Below are 19,535 nucleotides of genomic sequence, written 5' to 3' on the forward strand. Positions count from 1 at the left end.
GACCTGCCTCCCTCAATAGTGGCTCTGTGTTGGTGCCTCAACCTCAACGTAACCCACGACGTTGAGGAGGGGCAGGTCAATCCATGATGTCTACAATAATGCGCCGCTTGGCCGCTTGGCCGCTTGGCCGCTTGGCCGCTTGGCCGCTTGGCCGCTTTTCGCTAATCCTTCGTCACCCGGTTGACCTCGGCCAGGCTGGTCAGCCCCTGCATCACCTTCAGCAGCCCACTGCGCCGCAGGTCCGGGTGGCCCTCCTGGCGCGCCTGGGTGTCGAAGTCTCGGGAGTTGCCCTGGGTCATGATCAGATGGCTCATGTCGTCACTGATCGGCACCACCTCGTAGATGCCCACCCGGCCCTTGAAGCCCTGGGTGCAGTGCTTGCAGCCCACCGGCTCATAGATGGTGGAATTGGCCACTTCGTCTTCCGTGAAGCCCTGCTGCAGCAGCACCTCGCGGGGGATGTCCGCCGGCTGCTTGCAGCGCTTGCACAGCCGCCGTGCCAGGCGCTGGGCGATGATCAGGCTCACGGAGCTCGCGATATTAAAGGGCGCCACGCCCATGTTGGCCAGGCGGGTCAGGGTCTCCGCCGCCGAGTTGGTGTGCACGGTGGAGAGCACCAGGTGGCCCGTCTGGGAGGCCTTGACGGCGATCTCGGCGGTCTCCAGGTCGCGGATCTCGCCGACCATCACCACGTCCGGGTCCTGGCGCAGGAAGGCACGCAGGGCGCTGGCGAAGGTCAGACCGATCTTGGGCAGCACGTTCACCTGGTTGACCCCCGGTACCTTGATCTCCACCGGGTCCTCGGCGGTGCAGATATTGCGCTCCACCTGGTTGAGGATGTTGATGCCGGTGTAGAGGGTTACCGTCTTGCCGCTGCCGGTGGGCCCGGTGACCAGGATCATGCCCTGGGGGTCGTCCAGCACCCCCTCGTACATGGCGCGCTGCTCGGGGGTAAAGCCCAGTTGCTCGATGCCCAGCTGCGCCGAGCTGGGGTCGAGGATGCGCAGCACCACCTTCTCGCCGTACACCGTGGGCAGCGAATTGACGCGAAAGTCGATGGAGCGGGTGGTGGAGAGCTTGAGCTTGATGGCGCCGTCCTGGGGGAGGCGGCGCTCCGAGATATCCAGCCGCGACATCACCTTGAGGCGCGCCGAGATGCGCGAACGCATGGCGAAGGGCGGGTGGGCCACGTCGTGGAGGATGCCATCAATGCGAAAGCGAACCCTGTAGCTGGTCTCGTAGGGCTCGAAGTGGATGTCCGAGGCGCCGCGGTGGATGGCGTCCAGCAGGATCTTGTTGACGAACTTGACGATGGGCGCGTCGTCGCCGGCCGCGGCCACTGCTGCCTGCTCATCGGTGGCGTCCACCACGCCCTCGTCATAGGCGAGCTGGCCCACGGCGTCGTCGACGTCGCCCAGCTCGTCGAGCATGCTTCGCTCGCTGCGGGCGAGATATCCCTCCAGCACTGGGCCGAGCTGGTCCACCGGGGCCAGCACGCCTTCAGGCGTGAGGCCGGTGGCGAACTGCAGCTCGTCCAGCAGGGCGAGCGTCGAGGGGTAGGGCACCGCCACGGTGAGCCGATGGCCGTGGCGCACCAGCGGCAGCACGCCCAGCCGGCGCAGGATCTTGTCCGGGTAGTCCGCCGCCGGGGGCAGGCTCTCCAGGCGGATGGCGTCCAGGTCGATGATCGGCAGGCCATACTCCCAGGCGGCGGATAGCGTGGCCTTTCGAGCCGGCACGATGCCCGCCTCGATCAGGTGCTCGAGCAGCGACAGCTCAGACTCGCGGGCCTCGCTCTCGGCGCGCACCGCCGCCGCCTCGCCCAGCAGGCCATCGCTCACCAGGCGCCGGGCGAGCCCGCGCAACCCGCCGCGGTGGGTGGCGCCATGCAGCGGTGAGGGCGTGGGTTCCGGGGCGGCCGGCGGCATCTCGGGGGAGGGGGGGCGGTAGTCGTTCATGGCGTCTCATGTGTCGCAGCCAAGGTGCAGCTGTAGCTGGAGAGTGTCGTCTGCGCTGATTCTAGCCTCTGTGGCCACCCCCCGCCCAGCGCGGCACCACGCGCATTCAACCTTTTCCTCGCACTTTGGCTCATACGCTGGTATGAAATTTCTGCTACCCACTCACCTTTCAGCTACAATGCCCCTTGCAGGGTTGCAGATCGTAACTTAATGTAACCCTTACCGGGCAGTATGACGCTCGATGAACCCGGTGGCCAGGCAAGGCCTGAGACGGCTCATCCTGACCACCTAACGTGAACCCGCACGGGTGGCGAGAAGAAGGCAGACGCCAGACGCGCCACGGCGGACAGGAGCAAGGGGCAGGGCCATGAAGAGACAAGGCATGCAGAAATACGTGAAGACCGGGCAGGGCGGTTTTACCCTGATCGAGTTGCTGATCGTGGTGGCGATCATCGGTATCCTGGCGGCAATCGCGATTCCGAGGTACCAAGATTACGTGGTGAGGTCTGAAGTTTCTTCAGCTCTTTCCACAATCCGTGGTGGCCAGACGACTTATGACTCTAATCTCTATACCGGTGATGCATTAGCGACACCTGAAGATATCGGGCTTAACTCCGATCATACTTATGGTACTATTGCCACCACTCCGTTTGCAGGTTCAGCCATTTCCGATGCTATAAGCTTTGTCTTTGACAAGAGCGGTGCTGTTCAAAGAGCCGAAGGAAATTCAACCTCCTATATCTATCTCAGTAGAGATGAATCTGGAAATTGGGGCTGTACTTCAGATATCACACAAGACTATCTCCCGCAGTATTGTAAATAAATATAACGAATTTTTTAGATTTTAGTCTATAATTTAAATGCCGGGCATTGCCCGGTTTTTTTTGGTTTTCTGGTGCCAGAACCATTTGAAAGGTCTGCCTGGGTAGTGGATAGTAAGAAAAATTTTTCTGTAGTTCCTCCCAGCGCAATGTGATCGGAAAATGAACCAGTCATTTTTCATTTCCTCAAAATCTTGGCTGCTGTAGATCCTGGATTCATAGAATAACCGCAGCACTTTGGACACCACGGTAGAGGCAGGAGGGCCAGCGCCGGTACCCTCCCTGCTTTACCAATGGGATGGAGTCCTCCCCACCCTCCCGGCGCCGATGCGCCAAACTGAGTGGGTAAGGCCCCTGGCAGAGGAGAGCATCCCATGAGCATTTCACGTGTTGGCGTCGATATTGCCAAATCCGTCTTCCATGTCCATGGCGTGGACCGTCACGACCAGGTCGCATGGTATGGCAAGTACAAGCGCGACAAGTGGCTGGATGCCATCGTCAAACGCGTTCCCGTAGGTGCCGAGATTGGCATGGAAGCCTGCTCTTCATCCCATCACTGGGCACGCGCGCTTCAAGCACGTGGCTATCGCGTCAAGCTGATCGCCGCCCAGTTCGTGAAACCCTACGTCAAGAGCAACAAGAATGACCGGGCGGATGCCGAGGCAATCTGTGAGGCCATGGCGCGCCCTCACATGCGCTTCGTCACTATCAAGACAGTCGCTCAACAGGACGTGCAGGCGGCGCATCGCATCCGTAGTGAACTGGTCCAGCAACGCACCGCCAAGGCCAACCAGATTCGCGGCCTGGTCAGTGAGTACGGCTTGGTAGCCCCTACCGGTATGGGTCAGTTACGTGCCACCTTGCCGTGCTGGCTGGAGGATGCAGAGAACGGACTGACGGACGATTTCCGGATCCTGCTGGCAGGCCTCGCAGACGACCTGCGTTATCTCAACGAGCGCATCGCCGCGATGACCGATCGCATCGAACAGCATGCCCTTACCGACCCAGTAGCCAAACGCCTGATGACCCTGAGGGGCGTTGGCACGATCACTGCCAGCGCTCTGAGCGGGGCCCTGGGAGATGCCAAGGCCTTCAAATGCGGGCGAGATTTTGCCGCCTCGCTGGGCCTGACGCCGCGCCAACACAGCACCGGCGGGCGCGATCGCTTGTTGGGCATCAGCAAGCGCGGTGACAGTTATCTGCGCACGTTACTGGTCCATGGTGCCCGAGCGGTGGTGCGCTACACGGGAACAAAGGATGACAACCTGAGCAACTGGCTCCGACAACTGACGGAGCGAAAGCACGTCAACGTGGCGATTGTGGCGTTGGCCAACAAGACGGCTCGAATTGCGTGGGCCAACACGCACCATGATACGTCCTACGATCCTGACATGGCGGCTCAGACCACGTAGTCCCGAACTGCCGTATTTAGCCGTTGACACCGTTTCACTTCACTGAGGTCACCCGCCACCACGATTGCTGAGCATGCTGGAAGATGGCAAACAGGTCGAACGGACGCCAGAAAAACCCGTTTTGGTCGAAGAGCTTGTAGCTCGCCTCACCAACTGGGACCTGACGTGCGGATAGCCCATCAGGGTCCGATGCCCCAGGCATCACTAGCAAGACCGGATATACGTGTGCAGTCGTTCCTATCAGCCACCGTGCCACATGCTTGCAAACGGGGAGGACTCCATATACGACCAAAGTGAAGCAGAACATGGGATACCGACAGCTGACCCAGAACCAACGATACCAGATCCACGCCCGCTATGACGTGGGCATGACCAGCGACAGATCGGCAGAGAGCTGGGCCTCCATAGCAGTACGATCAGTCGTGAGCTCCGGCGCAACGCCACCTCAGGAGGCTACGATCCTCAGCAGGCCCAAGTTCTCAGTGATCATCGGCGCCGTACCGCCTGGAAATGGACGAAGCGCTTGCCGAGCATGATCACCGCCGTTGTCGGCCGGCTGCGTGAGGAGTGGAACCCTCAGCAAATCAGCAGCTTCATAGCCCCATTGGCCGGGGTAGGCGTCAGTCATCAGTGGATCTACTCCTTGATCTGGGATTGCAAGGCGCCGAGTGGCGATCTCTGGCGGCACCTCCATCAGCCCAAACGTCGCAGCAAGCATCGCGCTAAGGCCAAGAGCGCTGGGCTGGGCAAGATCTCCAACCGGGTAGGTATCGAGCACCGCCCGGCAGAGGCTGATGACCGTCGTTTCATCGGTCACGGGGAGGGCGACACCGTGATCCAGGGGCACAAGCAATCGGGCCTGGTCACACTGGTCGCACGTCGCAGCGGCTTTCTGCTGGCGGCACGGCTGCCTAGGATCTCGGCGGAGCTGACACAAGCGGCCATGATCCGCCTTTTGAAGCCTCGTCGGGGAGCTGTCCAGAGCATCACGCTGGACAATGGCTCGGAATTCGCCTACCACGAAGCCGTGGCCAAGGCGGTGACGGCAGCGACGTACTTCTGTGATCCCTATTGTTCCGGGCAGCGTGGGACGGCGGTCTCAATGACCAACAAGAACACGAATGACCTGATACGGCAGTACTTTCCCAAGGTAACGGACTTCCGCCAGGTCACCGACGCCGAGTTGTGCAGGGTGGTCAGGAAGTTGAATGACCGCCCTCGAAAACGGCTCGGCTGTCGGACACCGGCACAGGTGTTTCTGGGGGAATACTCAGGAGCCCTGGATACCGCAGGTGCTGCGCTTATTTCTTGAATTCAGGCTCTAGGGTCTTGAGATGCTTGAAGATATCTCTTCCATTGCTTCAGCATGATCTTCCCTCTTGTTCTTGTACATGGACCTGAATGTCGGGTAGAGCCATTCTGCTTCACTTTCTACTCTCTTTACAGCAGCATCATCTTCCAATGCTCGATACGCTAGAATTAAGTTGTAATAAAGCTCCGGGCGGGGTACCAGTCTCTTGGACTCTTCTGCCCAGTGGATGTAATCTTCAGCGGCTCTTGTAAAGCCTATAGCGACTCCTGCATTTACTTGGCGCGACATCTGAAGAAATTCCAGTTGTCGGTACATGCCAAACGGGTTGATGATGTCTCCTAAAGGATCGCGGCTTTCTGTTATCTTATACGCATAGTCAGCAATCTTGAACAGGGTGTGCAAGTGAGTCGCGAAGAAGAGCAGGAGCAGTGGTGTGGCAAAAAAAGCACCTATTTTAATGCTAAATGTGTAGCGGAAATCACGCGTGGAAGTTTTTTCTGCAACTGCAACTATGAATCCAAGAAGTAAAACAAAAGTAAGGAAGTGTGTGGTTGAATGATAAAAAGGAAGCTCTGTCATACTGTGTAGTAAAAGTGGGAGAGGAAGGCAGAATAATATAATTCGTTCTTTACCTAACTTGCTGAAGAAAACTCTATACATGACATATATGCCCATGCAAAGCATGGCTGTCATAGGCAATAAACCACCTTCAATGCCCCAGAGAAGTAGTTCGTTGTGTGGATGTGACAAATTGGTGGTGATGACTAGGTTCACTCCAGCGTCCGAAGCGCGCGCTTCGGCAAGGCTGTTTATGAAGTCATGCTGAAACCTGCCGTAGCCCCATCCGGTTACAGGTTTATCCATGATCATATTTATAGAATGAAGAATCTTCCCAATTCTTAGGTTGACGGTATTGGTCGACGTGGGATCTCTCGGGCTTGTTTCAATATTTATTAAGCCTACATAAGCAATCAGGATGCCGATGATAAGTAATCCTGCCCAAATAATAAACTGACGACGCCCCGTCAGAAAGAGATATACTAGTAGGATCGGGACGATAATTAAAAAGCTTAGCCAGCCTATGCGTGAATAGGTTAGAAAAACAGGCAATGGAATCAATAATGGCGCAAAGCTTGCCAGTACCGTCAATGGTCGGCTCCTTAGATCACGCATGAGCCGCGCTGAAATTACCAGGCCAGTAGTCAGGAAAGTGGCAAGTACATTGGGTTGTTGGAAGACGCCAAAAGGTCTCCCGTATTCAGGGTCATATGATAGCCATAACCCTGGCCCAAGAAGATAATATTGAACAATTGCATAAATGGCTTCCAACAGCACACCGAGCAGGATTGCCATGCCTAACCAATACCAGTCACGACAAGTTGGCTGCAGTTGGGCGAGCCCTAGCAAAAGTATGGCCCCGGCGGTCACCGTAAACATCCGCGGCAGGGCGATCAGTGAGGCTTCGTTCCAGGACCAGATGAAGGGCAGCCAGAGGGCCAGCAGCAGCAACCCGAGCCCGATATGGAACTTGCTATAACGGATCACCCCTCGGGTAGCTGGCCACATGGCAATTGCCATCATCAAGGCGAACCCTAGCCACACGGCACTGTTCGAGGGCATTTGCAAGCCTGAACCACCAATATTGGGGAAGGTGACGTGCAGCAGTACAGTGAAGGTGAATATCGCCGTGCCGATGAACCACTTGATCAGGCGGCGGTTGGGGGCGGTATCGGTGGTCATGGCAGTCCCTGCGGCCTTAATGGCTTGGTCTTCTCATTCGATTCGTATCGGAATGTAACATGACTAGTGTCGCGGGGTGGGCAGCCGATGTAAAGCGCAGTGAGGCCTTACGGGAAAGGGTTTCCCATGCTTTCGCGTTACACTTTTTCAACCCGGCTGCACAGGGCGGCGGATCGCAAAGGAGAAACGGGCATGTTCAAGGAGTTCAAGGAATTCGCCGTGCGCGGCAACGTGGTGGACATGGCGGTGGGGATCATCATCGGCGGGGCCTTCGGGACCATCGTCAAGAGCCTGGTCAACGACGTGCTGATGCCGCCCATCGGGCTGCTGATGGGCGGCGTCGACTTCTCCGATATCTTCCTGGTGCTCAAGGGCGAGGGGCCCTATGCCACCCTGGCCGACGCCACGGCGGCAGGCGCGGTGACCCTCAACGTCGGGGTGTTCGTCAACAATGTGGTCAGCTTCCTGATCGTGGCCTTCGCGGTCTTCCTGCTGGTGAAGGGCATCAATCGCCTGCGCCGCCAGCAGACCGCGGCGCCCACCGAACCCACGGCGCCCCCAGAGGAAATCCTGCTGCTGCGCGAGATCCGCGATGAACTGCGCAGGGAACAGGCGCCGAGGCCATCACCGGATGACTGATGTGAGAGGGAGGCATAGGAGGCTCAGAGCCCCCAGCGCACCCGAAACGACAGCCCCGCCACCACGAACAGCACCGAGAGCCCGGTGACGGCGAGGATATGCCAGCCCATCAGCGGGAGGGTGGCGGGCGAGAGGCGCGGGATGACCCGGAAGCGGGCGTGCGCCGCCACCAGGGCGGTGAGGCCGAGCAAGGCGAGCTTGGCCTGGATCAGCTGGGCCACCGGGCCGCCCTCGGCCGAGAACCATAGCGCCAGGGAGGGCAGCTTCTGCCATGCTAGCCACAGCCCGGTGACGACCTGCACCAGTAGCGCCGGCATGCCGATGCGTTCGTAGCCCTGCTCGAACCAGTGAAGTGCCGCCACGTCCTTGCCCTTCAGCACCCGCGGCAGGATGGTCACCGCCAGCACCAGGTGCCCGCCGGTCCAGACGGTGGCGCCCAGCAGGTGCAGGAGCAGCATAGTGGCGTTCATGGTGCCTCCAACGCTCGCTTAACGGGCTGAGCCGGCGAGCAGAGCACGTTCAGATATAGAAGCGCGGCAGGCGATGGGTGCGTGGGGCTCGCGCCATCTTCTTCGGCAGTCGCGCGCTTGGGCGACTCCAGATCGTCAGGAAGCGTTCGTTGCTGCGGCGACGACGGGCCGCGCGCGGCGCCCTTGGCGGAAGGGGTTGGTCCCAGATGCTGGTCAATGGCATAACGGTCATAAGGTGTCTCCGCGGCCCGATGGGCCTGATCAATATGAAACTTTTTTCCATTATACCCGAGGTCAAACGCTTGTCTACGACCTAAGTCGTAGCAGCAGTGAAGGAGAATGGCCATGAGGCTGGAACCTGAGGCGATCGAGCGGCTGATCGCCGGCGTGGTGGCTGCGGGGCGCGAGGTGATGGCGATCTATCGCCGAGCGTACGCCGTTGAGCACAAGGCCGACGACAGTCCGCTTACCGAGGCCGATATGGCGTCGCACCATGCCCTGCTGGCGCTGCTCGAGCGCGAAACGCCGGGCATGCCGGTTCTCTCCGAGGAGTCGGACGAGATTCCCTTCGCGACCCGCCGGCACTGGGCACGCTTCTGGCTGGTCGACCCCCTGGACGGCACTCGCGAATTCATCGCCGGCAACGGGGAATTTACCCTCAATGTGGCGCTGGTCGAGGCGGGGGTGCCGGTGTTCGGCATCGTCTACGCGCCGGCGCTGCCCGAGAGGCCGGTGACCTGGTGGGGCCAGGTCGGGCAGGGGGCCTTTCGGCGCGAAGGAGAGCGCGAGCGCGCCATCGGCGTGCGCGAACTGCCCGATCCCGATCGTGAGCCCTGGCAGGTGGCGGGCAGCCGCCGCAACGGCCGTGAGGCCTTCATAGCCTTCTGCCAGGCGTTGCCGGCGCATGTCACGCGCGATATCGGCAGCTCCCTGAAGTTCTGCCTGATCGCTGAGGGCAAGGCTGATCTGTATCCGCGCCTGGCGCCGACCAGCGAGTGGGACACCGCCGCCGCCCAGGCCGTGGTGACTGCCGCCGGCGGGCAGGTACTGGACGCCGCGACCCTGCAGCCGCTGCGCTGCAATCAGCAGGAAAGCCTGCTCAACCCCGGCTTTATCGCCTGCGGCCAGCGCGATGCGCGTTGGCAGCGGGCGCTTGCCGAGGCGCTGAAAGAGACGCCAACAACCCGCTGAGGGCCGAACGTGAGACGAGCTGAAACGAGTTGGGTGCGATGCATGTTGCACTGCACAAAACTGCCTGCTATTGTGCACTGCAGCAGAGCGGGAGTCTCCCGTTCCATGTCATCCAGAGCCCAGGAGGTTCCATCATGACCAACGTATTCGCGTTTGATACCAAGCAGTTCGACACCGCTCAGTTTGAGTCCATGCTCGCGCCGGCGCGCGCCTTTGCCGCGCTCTCGGTCGATATGACCGAGAAGCTGGTCAATGCCCAGTTCGAGGCCGCCCAGGCCTACACCGACACCAGCCTGGCGCAGCTGCGCAGCCTGATGGAGGTCAAGGACGCCGAAGGCCTCAAGAGCTATATGGAAGGCCAGCAGAAGGTCGCCAACGAGCTGACCGAGCGCCTGAAGGGCGACGCCGAGAAGGTGGTGGCCCTGCAGCAGGAGTTTGCCAAGGAAAGCCAGAAGCTGACCGAGAGCAACGTCAAGCAGGCCCAGGAAGGCGCCAAGAAGGCCACCGAGACCGCTACCAAGGTGGTCAAGGAAGCCGCCCCCAAGGCTGCCAACTAAGCCTTGCCCCCGGCCTGCGGGCCGGGCAGCGTGATATCTCGACAGGCCGCCGATCAGTGATCGGCGGCCTGTCGGTGTTTACGATGCCCATCCAGACCACCATGCCAGACTTTTCAGCATGCATGGGTAGGGGCTTCGACGCCCACCTTGCCTATACTGAGGGCATCGGATAGCAGGATAGCAGGTATTGGTTAGTGGGCAGGGAGGCCACCCGGATGCAGACTCCACGGATTGTTCACCATGGCGCCGCCGAGGGCGTGACCGGCAGCTGTCATCGCCTGCAGGTGAGCGAGGAGCACGCATTGCTGGTGGATTGCGGGCTCTTCCAGGGCCAGGACGCCGACCACCTCGACAGCCTCGAGCAGCACCGGGTGCGCTTCCCGGTGGACGACGTGCTGGCGCTGGTGGTCACCCATGTGCATATCGACCATATCGGCCGGCTGCCCTACCTGCTGGCGGCGGGCCATCGCTCATGATGAAATGGTGCATGCCAATACGCGTGCCTACCTGACGGCTGTTCCATCCTGAAAGGCGGATACGGAGATTCCTCATGATTACCCCCGTCATCATGGCCGGGGGCAGTGGCTCGCGCTTGTGGCCGCTGTCGCGCCAGTGGCACCCTAAGCAGTTCCTGTCGCTGACCGGCGAGGGCAGCATGCTGCAGGAGACGCTCAAGCGACTCTCACCGCTCGAGCACCGCGCACCGCTGTTGATCTGCCACGAGGCGCATCGCTTCCTGGTGGCCGAGCAGGTGCGCCAGCAGGGCATTGGCGAGGCTCGCATCCTGCTCGAGCCGGAAGGCCGCAATACCGCGCCGGCCATCGCCCTGGCGTCACTTCAGGCTCTAGAAGCGGAGCCTGAAGCGCTGCTGCTGGTGCTGGCCGCCGATCATCTGATTCGCGACGTGGCGCAGTTCCACGAGAGCGTGGCTCATGCCCGCACGCTTGCTGAGCAGGGCCAACTGGTCACCTTCGGCGTGGTGCCCACCCATGCCGAGACCGGCTACGGTTATATCCAGCGTGGCGAGCGGCAGGGTGATGTCGGTTTCCGGGTCATGCGCTTCGTCGAGAAGCCCGACCGGCTAACCGCCGAGAACTACCTGGCCAGCGGCGACTATTACTGGAACAGCGGCATGTTTCTGTTCTCGGCCAAGCGCTACCTGGAGGAGCTCGAGCGCTTCCAGCCGGCCATGGTGGCAGCTTGTCGCGCGGCCCTGGCCGGGGCCAGCGAGGATCTCGACTTTACCCGGCTGGACGCCGAGGCCTTCAAGGCCTGCCCGGCGGATTCCGTCGACTACGCGGTGATGGAGCGTACCGAGCATGCCAGTGTGGTGCCGCTGGAGGCGGGCTGGAGCGATATCGGTTCCTGGTCGGCGCTGTGGGCGGTCAGCGAGCGCGATGGGCAAGGCAATGCCTGCCAGGGTGACGTGATGCTTCACGACAGCCACAACCTGTTGGTGCATGCCGACCACCGCCTGGTGGCTACGCTGGGCGTCGAGGACCTGGTGGTAGTGGAGACCAAGGACGCCGTGTTGGTGGCCCGCAAGGATCGCGTGCAGGAGGTCAAGCAGATCGTCGCGCGCCTCAAGGCAGAAGGACGTAGCGAGCAGCAGAGCCATCGCGAGGTCTATCGCCCCTGGGGTGTCTACGACAGCATCGATAAGGGAGAGCGCTATCAGGTCAAGCGCATTACCGTGAAGCCCGGCGGCAGGCTCTCGGTGCAGTTGCACCACCACCGCGCTGAGCACTGGGTGGTGGTCTCGGGCACCGCGAAGGTCACCATCGGCGAGACTACCCGCCTCGTCAGCGAGAACGAGTCGACCTATATCCCCATCGGCCAGGTCCATGCCCTGGAGAATCCGGGCAAGATTCCGCTGGAGCTGATCGAGGTGCAATCGGGGGCCTACCTGGGCGAGGATGACATCGTGCGCTTCGACGACCGCTACGGGCGCTTTTGATATCGGCAAGCCACGAGGAGCATCACCTCTCAATCTGTTTCGGTGACAACGACGTTGACAGATAGGGGAGGCCACCCGCATGCACGATACGCCACAGATACGCCATCACGGCGCCGCCGAAGGCGTGACTGGCAGCTGCCATCGCCTGCAGGTCAGCGAGGAGCGCGCACTGCTGATGGATTGCGGGCTCTTCCAGGGCCAGGACGCCGACCATCTCGACAGCCTCGAGCAGCACCGGGTGCGCTTCCCGGTGGACGACGTGCTGGCGCTGGTGGTCACCCATGTGCATATCGACCATATCGGCCGGCTGCCCTACCTGCTGGCCGCGGGCTATCGCGGGCCTATCCTCTGTTCGGTGCCCTCCGCGCGGCTGCTGCCGCTGGTGATCGAGGATGCGCTGAAGATCGGCTTCACCCGCGACCGGGCGCTGATCGAGCGCTTCCTAGGCGAGGTGGAGGGGCGGCTGGTGCCGCTGGATTACCGGCAGTGGCATACCGTGATCGATGACACTCGCCATCGGATCCGCGTCAAGCTGCAGCGCGCTGGCCATATCCTCGGCTCGGCCTACGTGGAGGTCGACGTGCGCGACCACGCCACGGGCGAGTCAAGCCGCACGGTGTTCTCCGGCGACCTGGGCGCGCCTTACTCGACGCTGCTGCCGGCACCCAGGTCCCCATATCGCGCTGACACCCTGGTGATCGAGAGCACCTACGGCGGCCTCCGCCACGAGGACCGCACCACCCGCCGGGCGCGGCTCAAGGGCGCCATCGACCGTGCGCTGGAGAGCGCCGGCAGCGTGGTGATCCCCGCCTTCAGTATCGGCCGTACCCAGGAGCTGCTCTACGAGCTCGAGGGGCTGATCCACGGCGCCACGGATCCGCGCTGGCGCGAGCTCGAGATCATCGTCGACTCGCCATTGGCCGCGCGCTTCACCGAGGTCTACCGCGAGCTCAGGCCCTGGTGGGATGCCGAGGCCCAGCGTCGGCTGCGCGGCGGGCGCCACCCGCTGAGCTTCGATAACCTCTACACCGTGGACAGCCACGACGAGCACGAGCAGACCGTGGAGTACCTGGCGCGCACCCACCGCCCGGCGGTTGTGATCGCCGCCAGCGGCATGGTCACCGGCGGGCGGGTGGTCAATTACCTCAAGCGCATGCTGGGTGACCCGCGCCACGCGGTGGTGTTCATCGGCTACCAGGGCGCCGGCACCCCGGGCCGCGACATCCAGCGCTACGGGCCAAGTGGCGGCTGGGTACTGCTCGACGGCGAGCGCATCGACATCCGCGCCCATATCGAGACCGTCAGCGGCTACTCCGCCCACGCCGACCAGCAGAACCTGCTCGACTTCATCCGCCGTATGCGCCATCCACCGCGCCATGTGCGCCTGGTCCACGGGGAACGCGACGCCCAGCTCGCCTTCAAGGCGAGGATCGAACAGTGGGCGAGGGACGCCGGCCGGGAGGTCGAGGTGAGCCTGGGGGCGGATCACCAGGTGGAGTGAGGGGGGGTCTCCGCCTCGGCGCCGAGGCGGCCCAGGCGGGTATTCCGTTCGCAATTGGCGCAGGTGACCACGGCCAGGTCGTTGTCGACCGCCTCGATCGTGAACTCCTGCCAGTCATTGGCCCGGGCGATCTCGATGGTGCCGCAGGCGCAGGACAGGATGCGCCGGCCCTGGGGGTCGACGTCGAGCGTGATGGGTCTCATGGGCAATCCCTCCCTGGATATGGCCCGATGGTACGCCATCGCGTCGCTCGTCTTCGTACGAGAACGCGGCCACGGGGTGTAGGCGATCTCGTCGGTTTGACTAAGGCGGCCCTAGTCCCAGCTCTGGTCGTACTCCTCCCAGTAGCGGCCGAGGTCGCGCTCTTCGGTGAGATCGTAGAGCCGGTAGCGGCGACTCAGGCGGGCGCCGCCTCCCGGGCGGTAGAAATGTCTTCCGCAAAATTGTAAAGTCCGCACCCTTTCAGCGGTATTTCCAAATAACCACATACAGTTGCATGTTGCCAAAAAGAGACAGGCCTCGGGGATGCGCCATGACACCCCCGGGCGGTAGCGTGCCCGAACGCATAGGCCCTTCCACCTTGCAGGCATTCCCCTTCATGCCCCATTCAACGCCCATGAAGCTGCTGCCGGCCCTGAGTGGTGCCATCCTGCTCACCGGCTGCGCCTATGCGCCGGGTAGCCATTTCGCCTCCCGCAGTGAGAGTGCGCCCGTCGACAACCTGGTTGATATCGAGCCCATCACCCTGGGGCTGATCAATCTCCAACGCCCGGCGCCGGATACCGAGCGGCTCGAGGCGCTCAGCGAGGGGCAGTGGGAAGCGATTGACGACTACGGCTATCGCATCGGCAAGGGCGATGTACTGAGTATCATCGTCTATGACCACCCGGATCTGACGATCCCCACCGGCAGCGAACGCAGCGTCGAGGAGGCCGGCAACACCGTCCACCAGGATGGCACCATCTACTATCCCTTCATCGGGCGCGTCGAGGTGGCCGGGCGAACCGTCACCGAGGTGCGCGATGAACTGGCGCGGCGCCTCGAGCCCTATATCGCCGCGCCCCAGGTGGAGGTGAAGATCGCCGCCTTCAATTCGCAGGAGGTGCAGGTCACCGGCGAGGTGAACGAGCCTGCCCGTCTTCCGGTCACCAATGTACCGATGACGGTGCTGGATGCCATCAGCCTGACCGGCGGGCTCGGGCCCCAGGCCAACTGGCATGAGGTTGTCCTGCTCCGTGACGGCGAGCAGCGTACCCTGTCGCTCTACGACATGCTCAACGAGGGAGAGCTCAGCCAGGACCTGCTGCTGAAGGACGGCGATGTGCTGCATGTGCCGGACCTGGGCAGCCAACAGGTGTTCGTGATGGGCGAGGTGGGCGAGCCCCAGGCCCTGCCCATGGGACGCTCGCCGATGAGCCTGACCGAGGCGCTCAGCCGCGCCGGTTGTTTCGACGAGGCCCAGGCCGATGCCAGCGGCATCTTCGTCTTCCGTCGCCAGCCGGAGCGCAGCGACAAGCTGGCGACCGTCTACCAGCTGGATGCCCGCAATGCCGCTGCCATGGTGCTGGGCACCGAGTTCCGGCTCGAGCTTACCGACGTGGTGTACGTGACCACCACGCCGCTGGGCCGCTGGAACCGCGTGATTGGCCAGCTGCTGCCCACCGTGACCGCGGTCTATCAGGTCACGCGGACGACGCGTGACGCCAATGACCTCCGCGACGACTTCTGATGTTCCAGCACCTGCTTGTCGTCTGCACCGGTAACATCTGTCGCAGCCCCGTCGCCGCCGCCATGCTCGCCGCGGCGCTGCCCGGCAGGCGAATCGACTCTGCCGGGCTGGGCGCCCTGGTCGGCCACGGCGTCGAGCCCACCGCCCGCGAGCTCGCCGAGGCCGACGGCCTACACGTGGCCGACCACCAGGCCCGCCAGCTCACCGAGGCCATGCTCACCGAAGCTGACCTGATCCTGGTGATGAGCGAAGGCCAGCGCCACGCCGTCGCCGACCTCGCCCCCGCGGCATTAGGCAAGACCATGCTGCTCGGAAAGTGGCTCGATGAAGGCCGTGGCCGCGAGATCCCCGACCCGTATCGCAAGAGCCGGGAAGTGTTTGAGCATGTGCACGGCCTGCTGAGGGAGGCCACCGGGGAGTGGGCGAAGCGGTTGTAGGAGCTACAAGGGGGCAAGCTACAAGCTGCAAGGAACCCCAAAGGGCAAGGTGCGAGGGGCGAGCAATAAGGGAAGTAGTCCTGGTGAGGTGGCGTCATGCAATTCGAGGATCTTCAAGTCTGGAAGCGGTCCGCTCGGCTGTGTGCCGATGTCTACACCGAGCTCAAGAGCTGCCGCGATTTCGGGTTCAAGGACCAGATAACGCGGTCCGCCTTGTCGATTGCCAGCAATATCGCCGAAGGCTATGAGCGAGAGACCGAAAAAGATCGGGTCAGGTTCCTGAGCTATTCGAAGGGCTCGTGTGGCGAGCTGAGAACGCAGATATATATCGGCATCGAGATCGGCTACATCAGTAAGCCTCTGGGACAGAGGTGGGCTCAGGAGACCCGTGAAATTTCCAAGATGCTTCACGGTCTGATGGCCTCTTTCCGTCGCTAGTAACACGCGCAACAGAATTTTCATTATTCATCAATAGATTGGCCGCTGGGTTTCCTTGCAGCTTGCTCCTTGTAGCTTGTAGCTAAACCACCCAGCCCGGAGAACTCACCCCAGATGTCAGACTCGCACAACCCTGGAACGAAGCCACCTGCGGTGGCGGATGACGAAATCTACCTCGGCCGCCTCTTCGGCCTGCTGCTGGACCACAAGTGGTGGATCATCGGCATTACCTTCCTGTTTGCCCTGGGGGGGCGTGGCCTATGCGCTGCAGGCGACGCCGATCTACCGGGCGGATGCGCTGGTGCAGGTGGAGGACAAGGCGGGGATGAGCAACCCGCTGGAAGACGTGCGGGCCATGCTCGGCGAGGAGCCCACGGCCGATACCCAGATCGGTATCCTGCGTTCGCGGCTGTTGCTTGGCCGTGTCGTGGACCAGGAGCGGCTCGACCTGGTGGTGGTGCCGGCACGTTTCCCCGTCATCGGCGACTTCCTGATGCGTCTCGGCATCGAGCGGCCCAGCTTTGCGGAGAGCAGCGTCTGGGCGGGAGAGGCGATCAACATCGGGGATTTCTAGGTAGATTCGCCCCTGGTGGGAGAGGCGTTCACGCTGACGGCAGGCGATGAGGGCCGTTAAACGCTGAGTCTGGAAGGCGAGACGCTGTGGGAGGGCGAGATCGGCGAGGACAACAGCTTCCTAGATGGCCAGGCCACCCTGCAAGTGGCCGAGATCAAGGCGGCCCCGGGCGCCGAGTTTACCCTGGTCAAGCGCTCGCGCCTGGCGGCAATCAATGACCTGCGCTCACGTTTTAGCGTCAGCCAGCAGGGTAAGGACAGCGGCCTGCTCGACCTGGCCCTGACCGATGCTAACCCCGAGCGTGCTGCCCGCGTGCTGGATGCCATCAGTGAGATTTACCTGACGCAGAACATTCAGCGCCAGAGCGCCGAGATCGAGCAGAGCTTGGACTTCCTGGAGGGGCAGGAGCCCGAAAACCGCCACAGCTGCGCGAGGCCGAGAATGCACTGAACGACTATCGCACGGAACGCGACAGCGTCGATCTCTCCCTGGAGACCCAGTCGATCCTGGAGCGACTGGTCAACCTGGAGGCGCAGCTCAATGAACTGGAGTTTACCGAGTCCGAGATCTCTCGACGCTTTTCCCTCAGCCACCCGACCTATTCGGCCCTGCTGGAGAAGAAGCAGTAGTTGATCGATGAGCGGGAAAGGCTCAACGAGCGCATCGACACGCTGCCGGAGACGCAGCAGCAGGTGCTGCGCCGCACGCGCGACGTGGAGCTCAACCAGGAGGTCTACCTGCAGCTGCGCAACAAGATCCAGGAGATGAAGATCGCCAAGGCCAGCACGGTGGGCAACATGCGCATCCTCGATGAGGCCGTGGTGCAGCCCGAGCCGGTGGAACCCAAGAAACCACTGATCGTCGTGCTGGCGACCCTGCTGGGCGGCATGCTCGCGGTGGGGATCGTGCTGGTGCGCGGCCTGCTGCGCCGTGGCGTGGAGTCGGCCGAGCAGGTCGAGGAGGTTGGCCTGCCGGTCTATGCCAGCGTGCCGCTTTCCGACGAGCAGCAGAAGCTGGTCCAGCGGGATGAAGCGCCGTAGCGAGCGCCTTGGCCACGACATCGTCACCGGTATCCTGGCTGAGCGTGCCCCGGCCGACACCGCTGTGGAGGCGCTGCGGGGGCTGCGCACCAGCCTGCACTTCGCCATGCTGGAGGCCGGTGACAATCGCCTGATGATCACCGGGCCGAGCCCCGGGATCGGCAAGAGCTTCATCTCCGTCAACCTGGCCACCGTCTGCGCCCTCGGTGGCCAGAGGGTGCTGGTGGTGGATGCCGACATGCGCAAGGGCCATATCCACCACGCCTTCCGCGGTCACAGCGAAAACGGGCTCTCGGAGCTGCTCTCCGGCAAGGCAAACTGGGGGGAGGTGGTGCGCGACAGCGGCATCGAGAACCTGAGCTACGTGGCACGCGGCACGGCACCGCCCAACCCCGCCGAACTGCTGATGAACGCCGGATTCACTGCCTTCCTCGAGCAGGCCAGCCGCGAGTTCGACCTGGTGATCCTCGATACCCCGCCGGTGCTGGCTGTGACGGATGCGGCCCTGGTCGGCAAGCAGTGTGGCACTAGCCTGATGGTCGCCCGCTTCCAGCTGAACCCTGCCAAGGAACTGCAGATCGCCACTCGCCGCCTAGAGACCGCCGGCGTCACCGTCAAGGGCGCGATCCGTAATGCCATGGAGCGCAAGGCCGCCACCCACTACGGCTACGGCTATGGCTATGGCTATTACAACTATGCCTACCGGTAGAGTAGGGGATGGCCCCGCCGTCACCGATCGGCGACAGGGCGCCTTGTTCGGCACCCGCCCTCCATACCTGCTGGCACGTATCCCGCTAGAGTCACGTCCCGCCCTGACGTACAATCCTCTCCCCGTAAAAAATACTTTGCTGAGGGGGCCCGTGTTGGCTTCCCGGCGAGACGTGAACTGCAGGGTTCGAGGACATGCCCGGTGCGACCTCCGGGCGGTAGCGTGCCCTTGCCATGGCGAAAGGTAATTCCAAGAAATGAACAACCCCCCGGACGGACAGGCATCCCGATATGCCAGCGATGACGAAATCTCCCTGGTGGACCTCGCCAAGATCCTGATAAAGCGCTGGAAGCTGATGGTGGCCACCTTCGCTGTCATCGTGCTGGGTGCCCTAGCCTACGTCCTGCTGATGGAGCGCAGCTACGATTATGTTTCCCTCTATCAGGTAGCCGAACAGGCACCCACCGAGAACAGGGAAGATGGCGCCCTCGAGTCGCCTTCCACCATTGTGGCCAAGACCAGCAACCTCTACCTCGGCTCCGTCACACGCCAGATCCTGGAAGACGAAGGAATGGCCTCACTTCCGTTCCAGACCTCTGTCAGCAACCCGGAGGACACCCTCCTGGTGAAGCTGACATCACAATCCAGCGAAGCCAATGGGCCAGTGGTGGAGTCTTTTCATGCCCGGGTTCTTGAGCGTATCGAGCAGGACCAGCAGGCTCAGCTTGAACGCCGTAGTGATACAATGCAGAGCCAGCTGGAAAGTACGCAGCGCTCCCTGGAACTTGCCAAGGAGTCCACGAGCCCTTCCGCCGCGGAACTTGTGGCAAGCTACTCACAACGCGTGGCAGATATTCAGGAACGCCTGGCGCAATTGCAGGAAGGGGAGCTCGTGCAGACCGCCGTGAAGGGCCTCAAGCCTACGGGAACCAGCCGTAGCTTGGTGATGGCCCTGGCGATTGTGGTGGGTGGCATGGTTGCTCTCATGATGGCGTTCCTTTCCCAGTTTGCCGTAGCTGTGCGGGACAGCCTCCAGGAAGAGGAATGAGG

The 19,535-nt window shown here is 62.1% G+C and carries 21 protein-coding genes and 1 pseudogene; 17 read left to right on the forward strand and 5 right to left on the reverse strand.

Annotated features, from left to right (window positions below):
- Positions 1-161 precede the first annotated feature (161 nt).
- Entirely contained in the window at positions 162-1,958 is a 1,797-nt protein-coding gene (gene pilB / locus FHR95_RS15900; RefSeq protein ID WP_425485307.1) for a type IV-A pilus assembly ATPase PilB, read from the reverse strand.
- Positions 1,959-2,340: 382 nt separating this feature from the next.
- On the opposite strand from pilB, the gene FHR95_RS15905 reads away from it, so the two are divergent.
- The gene (locus tag FHR95_RS15905; protein WP_183315133.1) at positions 2,341-2,781 is read left to right on the forward strand and encodes a pilin; all 441 of its coding nucleotides are present in this window, start codon (positions 2,341-2,343) and stop codon (positions 2,779-2,781) included.
- Between the two features lie 26 nt (positions 2,782-2,807).
- On the opposite strand, the gene FHR95_RS15910 is transcribed toward FHR95_RS15905, so the two are convergent.
- Positions 2,808-2,954 carry a hypothetical protein gene (locus FHR95_RS15910; protein ID WP_183315134.1) on the reverse strand — a complete coding sequence of 49 codons (147 nt, stop codon included), beginning with the start codon at positions 2,952-2,954 and terminating at the stop codon, positions 2,808-2,810.
- Between the two features lie 199 nt (positions 2,955-3,153).
- Between FHR95_RS15910 and FHR95_RS15915 the strand changes: the two genes are divergently transcribed.
- Together FHR95_RS15915 and FHR95_RS15920 are read left to right on the forward strand one after the other, a co-directional pair.
- Positions 3,154-4,191, forward strand: coding sequence for an IS110 family RNA-guided transposase (locus FHR95_RS15915; protein WP_183315135.1), 1,038 nt, complete (start codon positions 3,154-3,156; stop codon positions 4,189-4,191).
- Between the two features lie 305 nt (positions 4,192-4,496).
- A pseudogene (locus FHR95_RS15920) lies at positions 4,497-5,503 on the forward strand (IS30 family transposase).
- 9 nt (positions 5,504-5,512) lie between these two features.
- Here FHR95_RS15920 and FHR95_RS15925 read toward each other — a convergent pair.
- Positions 5,513-7,243 carry a PglL family O-oligosaccharyltransferase gene (locus FHR95_RS15925; protein ID WP_183315136.1) on the reverse strand — a complete coding sequence of 577 codons (1,731 nt, stop codon included), beginning with the start codon at positions 7,241-7,243 and terminating at the stop codon, positions 5,513-5,515.
- A 192-nt stretch (positions 7,244-7,435) separates the two neighbouring features.
- Between FHR95_RS15925 and mscL the strand changes: the two genes are divergently transcribed.
- Positions 7,436-7,882 carry a large conductance mechanosensitive channel protein MscL gene (mscL, locus tag FHR95_RS15930; RefSeq protein WP_183315137.1) on the forward strand — a complete coding sequence of 149 codons (447 nt, stop codon included), beginning with the start codon at positions 7,436-7,438 and terminating at the stop codon, positions 7,880-7,882.
- A gap of 23 nt (positions 7,883-7,905) precedes the next feature.
- Here the strand turns inward: mscL and FHR95_RS15935 are convergent, their stop codons facing one another.
- Complete coding sequence (locus tag FHR95_RS15935; RefSeq protein WP_183315138.1) at positions 7,906-8,352, reverse strand: CopD family protein; 447 nt, start codon at positions 8,350-8,352, stop codon at positions 7,906-7,908.
- 345 nt (positions 8,353-8,697) lie between these two features.
- Here FHR95_RS15935 and cysQ point away from each other — a divergent pair, with 345 nt between their 5' ends.
- From cysQ to FHR95_RS15960, 5 genes are all read left to right on the forward strand, one after another.
- Positions 8,698-9,543 carry a 3'(2'),5'-bisphosphate nucleotidase CysQ gene (cysQ, locus tag FHR95_RS15940; RefSeq protein ID WP_343065242.1) on the forward strand — a complete coding sequence of 282 codons (846 nt, stop codon included), beginning with the start codon at positions 8,698-8,700 and terminating at the stop codon, positions 9,541-9,543.
- A gap of 134 nt (positions 9,544-9,677) precedes the next feature.
- On the forward strand, positions 9,678-10,100 hold the full coding sequence (locus tag FHR95_RS15945) for a phasin family protein (protein ID WP_183315140.1): 423 nt from the start codon (positions 9,678-9,680) through the stop codon (positions 10,098-10,100).
- A 215-nt stretch (positions 10,101-10,315) separates the two neighbouring features.
- Complete coding sequence (locus FHR95_RS15950) at positions 10,316-10,576, forward strand: MBL fold metallo-hydrolase (RefSeq protein ID WP_183315141.1); 261 nt, start codon at positions 10,316-10,318, stop codon at positions 10,574-10,576.
- A 74-nt stretch (positions 10,577-10,650) separates the two neighbouring features.
- Positions 10,651-12,057, forward strand: a complete 1,407-nt coding sequence (locus FHR95_RS15955; protein ID WP_183315142.1) for a mannose-1-phosphate guanylyltransferase/mannose-6-phosphate isomerase — start codon at positions 10,651-10,653, stop codon at positions 12,055-12,057.
- 79 nt (positions 12,058-12,136) lie between these two features.
- Positions 12,137-13,558, forward strand: a complete 1,422-nt coding sequence (locus tag FHR95_RS15960) for an MBL fold metallo-hydrolase RNA specificity domain-containing protein (protein WP_183315143.1) — start codon at positions 12,137-12,139, stop codon at positions 13,556-13,558.
- On the opposite strand, the gene FHR95_RS15965 is transcribed toward FHR95_RS15960, so the two are convergent.
- Positions 13,543-13,761, reverse strand: a complete 219-nt coding sequence (locus tag FHR95_RS15965; RefSeq protein WP_183315144.1) for a hypothetical protein — start codon at positions 13,759-13,761, stop codon at positions 13,543-13,545. The two genes, FHR95_RS15960 and FHR95_RS15965, sit on opposite strands and share 16 nt — an antisense overlap.
- Before the next feature lie 395 nt (positions 13,762-14,156).
- Here FHR95_RS15965 and FHR95_RS15970 point away from each other — a divergent pair, with 395 nt between their 5' ends.
- The 8 genes from FHR95_RS15970 (at position 14,157) to FHR95_RS15990 (ending at position 19,533) form a co-directional block, all read left to right on the forward strand.
- Positions 14,157-15,287 (forward strand): polysaccharide export protein, encoded by a 1,131-nt coding sequence (locus FHR95_RS15970; RefSeq protein WP_183315145.1) that lies wholly within the window; start codon positions 14,157-14,159, stop codon positions 15,285-15,287.
- On the forward strand, positions 15,287-15,724 hold the full coding sequence (locus FHR95_RS15975) for an arsenate reductase/protein-tyrosine-phosphatase family protein (RefSeq protein WP_183315146.1): 438 nt from the start codon (positions 15,287-15,289) through the stop codon (positions 15,722-15,724). Before FHR95_RS15970 ends, FHR95_RS15975 begins: the two co-directional genes overlap by 1 nt.
- A gap of 96 nt (positions 15,725-15,820) precedes the next feature.
- Entirely contained in the window at positions 15,821-16,162 is a 342-nt protein-coding gene (locus FHR95_RS15980) for a four helix bundle protein (RefSeq protein ID WP_183315147.1), read from the forward strand.
- 253 nt (positions 16,163-16,415) lie between these two features.
- A complete protein-coding gene (locus FHR95_RS17365; protein WP_343065243.1) occupies positions 16,416-16,736 on the forward strand; it encodes a Wzz/FepE/Etk N-terminal domain-containing protein in 321 nt (106 codons plus the stop codon).
- A 144-nt stretch (positions 16,737-16,880) separates the two neighbouring features.
- Positions 16,881-17,186, forward strand: coding sequence for a hypothetical protein (locus FHR95_RS17370; RefSeq protein ID WP_343065244.1), 306 nt, complete (start codon positions 16,881-16,883; stop codon positions 17,184-17,186).
- Between the two features lie 179 nt (positions 17,187-17,365).
- Positions 17,366-17,776: a GNVR domain-containing protein gene (locus FHR95_RS17375; RefSeq protein WP_343065245.1), complete on the forward strand. Its 411-nt coding sequence runs from the start codon at positions 17,366-17,368 to the stop codon at positions 17,774-17,776.
- A complete protein-coding gene (locus FHR95_RS17380) occupies positions 17,763-18,485 on the forward strand; it encodes a polysaccharide biosynthesis tyrosine autokinase (protein WP_343065246.1) in 723 nt (240 codons plus the stop codon). Before FHR95_RS17375 ends, FHR95_RS17380 begins: the two co-directional genes overlap by 14 nt.
- A gap of 256 nt (positions 18,486-18,741) precedes the next feature.
- Positions 18,742-19,533: a Wzz/FepE/Etk N-terminal domain-containing protein gene (locus FHR95_RS15990; protein WP_183315148.1), complete on the forward strand. Its 792-nt coding sequence runs from the start codon at positions 18,742-18,744 to the stop codon at positions 19,531-19,533.
- Positions 19,534-19,535: the final 2 nt, after the last annotated feature.

Source organism: Halomonas fontilapidosi, assembly GCF_014192285.1.
GTDB classification, from domain to species: Bacteria; Pseudomonadota; Gammaproteobacteria; order Pseudomonadales; family Halomonadaceae; genus Halomonas; species Halomonas fontilapidosi.